This is a genomic window from Aminobacter sp. P4_H6_2, from assembly GCF_056400805.1.
The window spans coordinates 1-3,707 of the sequence record NZ_JBFUKO010000540.1 but is presented as its reverse complement, the minus strand read 5'-3'; the positions used below and the strand labels follow the sequence as shown (position 1 = coordinate 3,707).

Annotated in this window: 5 protein-coding genes; 1 reads left to right on the top strand and 4 read right to left on the bottom strand. The window is 58.6% G+C overall.

Annotation, left to right across the window (positions count from 1 at the left end; genetic code table 11):
* The first annotated feature begins 129 nt into the window (after window positions 1-129).
* The gene (locus AC1DUU_RS26110; RefSeq protein WP_476786271.1) at window positions 130-711 is read left to right on the top strand and encodes a hypothetical protein; all 582 of its coding nucleotides are present in this window, start codon (window positions 130-132) and stop codon (window positions 709-711) included.
* Window positions 712-1,350: 639 nt separating this feature from the next.
* On the opposite strand, the gene AC1DUU_RS26105 is transcribed toward AC1DUU_RS26110, so the two are convergent.
* From AC1DUU_RS26105 to AC1DUU_RS26090, 4 genes are all read right to left on the bottom strand, one after another.
* A complete protein-coding gene (locus AC1DUU_RS26105) occupies window positions 1,351-2,142 on the bottom strand; it encodes a transporter (RefSeq protein WP_476786270.1) in 792 nt (263 codons plus the stop codon).
* An 88-nt stretch (window positions 2,143-2,230) separates the two neighbouring features.
* Window positions 2,231-3,025, bottom strand: a complete 795-nt coding sequence (locus AC1DUU_RS26100) for a hypothetical protein (protein WP_476786269.1) — start codon at window positions 3,023-3,025, stop codon at window positions 2,231-2,233.
* Window positions 3,026-3,149: 124 nt separating this feature from the next.
* Entirely contained in the window at window positions 3,150-3,323 is a 174-nt protein-coding gene (locus AC1DUU_RS26095; RefSeq protein WP_476786268.1) for a hypothetical protein, read from the bottom strand.
* Between the two features lie 58 nt (window positions 3,324-3,381).
* Window positions 3,382-3,707 (bottom strand): DUF1214 domain-containing protein (locus tag AC1DUU_RS26090; protein WP_476786267.1); only part of this gene is annotated, 326 nt, incomplete at its 5' end.

Below are 3,707 nucleotides of genomic sequence, written 5' to 3'. Positions count from 1 at the left end.
CGGCAACTATGGTGAACAGCGACGTCGTTAATGCTGTCCGTTGTCGCGGACAGCCAGGTCCTGTATGCCCACAAAAAGGTGACGCGGCGACGAGCGCTGGCGCCTTTCACGAATTACACGGAATTGACTATGAAGACGCCACAGCGGAATTTCGTTGTTGAATTCAAATCGTCGCGGCGGCTGTCAAAGACGCCGACAAGTTCGATTTGGGGGGACACAGACCTCAAGGCTTTGGCCAGAGAAGTCGAAGATCAGCACTCCGATCTTCCCGGCCAAACACATGGGGTCAGCTCCGCAGCRGACACATTGCCCGATCCGGTCGAAATGGGTCCTTCAAACCAGGCGGCAGTTGATGTTGACACTGTTCAGATTTCGAAGGTGTCGGCCGAAGATTTGAATGCTGACGGGCTGCTTGGCGTCGATGCGCTACATCCTGGGCACGGATCGGCCCCGGCAGCCCCGGAAAATCTGCCCGCGCCCAAACGTCGAAGCATATCCAACCGCGCCCTGAAAGGACGGGTCAGACGGTCGTCAGCGCCGGAGAGCATGATACAGGCCGCCCCGCTAGAGCTTGCCGATGCATCATTGTTACTGGATGAAGTCGCCACGCTTGACGCAGAGAACAAGCGGCTCAAGCAACTGCTGGTCGAGCAGCTTCGCGACCAGAATCTGACGCTCAAGCAAATGCTTGGGCGGTTTGGTCTCAGCTAGGTCGCAGACTCACGGACTCAAAGTCGCGTTGATGCGATTTGAGCCATTGCAAGGAAGTTGGCGGCGAGCTTGTCGTAGCGAGTGGCGGCGCGACAGTAGAGGCGCTTTGGCAATATCGAAATTAGGGTGGTTTGAGTACACAAATATGGATTGTCTCAAAGAGATAGCTCGCCCTGTTCATACGCGGGTCAGGCTTTGTGGGGCCCACTTTCGCCAGTGGCTAAAGCGCGCGCCCCGCCCCCCGCGTGAGTCGACGGACGGTTCCAGTCGAAGCGGATGTTACGGGGAAACTGAACCGAGTCTGATTTGCCGCAGGCCGTTTGTCTTTGGCAAACCCGGTGCGATTCAGCCCGATGTCAATATTGCCTTCGGGCAAACCAGTAGGCGGAGTAACGATGGTATGATGTGACAGCGAAAGCGGAATGGACGCACGAACCGAAGAACCCGCGGCGATGTCTTGCGCATCAATAACGCGTTAACGTGATTGAGATCGGCTCAGGCGAACAACATCGGGGCCAGCGGTCATATCGTGCCGCACAAACAGGCCGGAGACATGACTGCACCCGACCCGCAAAGCTCATCGTCATTCAAATGCACATTGCCAAGCGGGCGCTATCCAGACATGACAGCGCCAGCGAGCTACTTGGGGAAGAGAAGGCTGACGCCGGCGCGAACGCCCCAACCATCCGGCCCATTTTCGGGTGATGCAGCCCAGTAGCGCGGGCCACCCGAGAAACTCACCGGCTGCTTGCCGAACATTACGAGCTTCGACACCGTAAAGTTGACAGGCACGCTCCATTCTTCGCTTTTCCAGTCGTAGGTGCTCTCGGTATCGAGCGCGAACGTCCAAGCATCCTTCGTCGTATAGGAGATGAAGGGCTGCAGGAACGTGGAACTGATGTTGCGCCGATTGCTGTCGCCGGCGACGGACCAGATGTGGTTGGCAAGCGCTCCATAGGTCCAGGGGCCCTCCTGCTTCAACAAGACCGCCGTCGGACCGAGTCCCCATTTTTCTCCGCCCAGAAGCGGATCGGTTGCGGTAGGCAGCAGAATGGCGGGCCCGGCACCCCAGATAAGGGCTCCAGCGGTCGGCTGCTTCGGCGAAAGGAAGAAGCTTTGCACGACGTCGCCTATTCCGGTCTGACTGCCCGAATTCCCCGCGATATCGTTCTGCGAGACGACCGGAATAATCGTACGGGAAATGACATTCCAGTCTTCATTGATCGAGAACGGAATAACCGGCTGGATATTCAAAACCGACTTGTGGCCGCCATTGGGGCCATAGCCGCTGTCATGATTGAACTGGAACGGAACGCTGATCAGCGACGCGACGGGATTCGATAATTGCTTCGCAAGAGCGGCCTCCTCTGCGGCAGCCGGACTGGCCAGGACAGTCGCGGCGACCATGAGCAAGAGGGATTTCGGATTCATAATGTCCTCAATTGAAATTTTCGGGCAGGCCTCCGCAAACGCGGAATGCATAACGCTGCTGTTAGACACAGCTCGTGCGCTATCGATCTCAAAAATGGTAAGCTAGGCCGAGGATTGGCCCTTGCTGGACGACGTCGAAAACAAAGCCGTCATGGCTGTAGTCKACGCCAAGGGCGCGGTATCCGGCTACGGCCAATAGACTATCTTTGATCTGATAGCCGACGGCGGCCGCGACATCCCAATCGAGCTTTGCCTGCCCGGCTCCGACGTTTCCCCAACCCGTCATGTAAATCCGGTCGGAGAGGAAATACGTTCCGCGCACGCCTGCCACGGCATTGGCCCACGTCGCGCTGTCGGTGCGGTTTTTGCCATCGAGGAGCCCTCCTTGCAGCGACAGCTCCGTGCTCGCGTACCAGACGCGCGCGCCGGCAATCACATCCAGATGGTTCCTGCCGTCCGCCAGGACACTGTAGCCGCCGCCGAAGAAGCCGGTGAAGGTCTGCGACGTCACACCGATACTTTGCGTCAGAATCCCCTTGGGGCTCGCATCGGACATGGAAATCTTCGTGTAGATTATGTCGCTGAAAACGCTGAAGCGGTCATTCCTGCCTTCGGCCATTCCCATGAAGGCGAAGTCCAGGTCGTCGAGAATGTCGCCGAAGTTGGAATCGAGGCGCGCCGGAGGAAGGCCRAACTGCCCGACGGTGCCATCGACCCCCGCGGCCCACAAATACGGACTGGCGCTGAAATGCCAGCCGGGGGCGGCCTCGCTGCTGTAGTCGCGCTTCAGCGGCAATGGCGCTATTGCGTCGGCCGCCCGCGCCGACAGGCAAAGCGTCAGAAGCGATGCGAGCGCAATGGAGGATGCCGAAAGAGACTTCATGCTTTTCCCCAAAACGGGTTCTGTTCAATCATTTCTGTGAAAACGCAGCCGCTTCGGCGGAACAGTCGGCTTTGATAGCTTTACGTGCCGCCGCGCTGCCAGCAGAAGGCGGCGGTCCCAGAAGCTACAGCCTGTCAGGAAAATCTGGCTGGTCGCGATAGCTCGGGCTCAGCTGGAAATTCTGATCCGTCACGCCGGGAGCCTTGTCGTCGCCCTGCGCACCAGATCCGCATTGCGTCGCCATCGTCCTTCCCGACAACAACCGGCGGATCGGCTTGCGCGGGACGTCGCGGCGCATCCTCGATCCGCCTTGCCGTCAGGGCAGCGTGTCGAACGCTGCCCTTTTGACCAACTACTTACTGCTCGGGCTGAGCCTCTGGCATCTTCCACGTGCCGTTCAGGAACTCGGCCCGAGGGCGATAGAGCCGAAATGTGTAATTCCACCCTTTGGTAATCGGCAGGCAATTCGCGATCTTGCCGTCGCAGCCGCCGAACTGGATGTCGATCGCGCCATCAGCACTCTTCTGGGCGGTGATGCTATTGACCGAATAGGCGTCGTAATCGTTCTTCTGGAAGAAGCCCTTGTCGTTATAGACGCTAATCGACCAGAACGCATCGACGGGGACCTCCCCGACCTTGAGCTTGTAAACCGTCGTGCCGTCGTTTTTGGCCGGGGTGAAAG

What these genes read in the sequence shown, in the direction of transcription:
- AC1DUU_RS26105 (WP_476786270.1), bottom strand. Translation starts at nt 2,142, where the DNA reads ATGAATCCGAAATCCCTCTTGCTCATGGTCGCCGCGACTGTCCTGGCC.
- AC1DUU_RS26095 (WP_476786268.1), bottom strand. Translation starts at nt 3,323, where the DNA reads ATGCGCCGCGACGTCCCGCGCAAGCCGATCCGCCGGTTGTTGTCGGGA.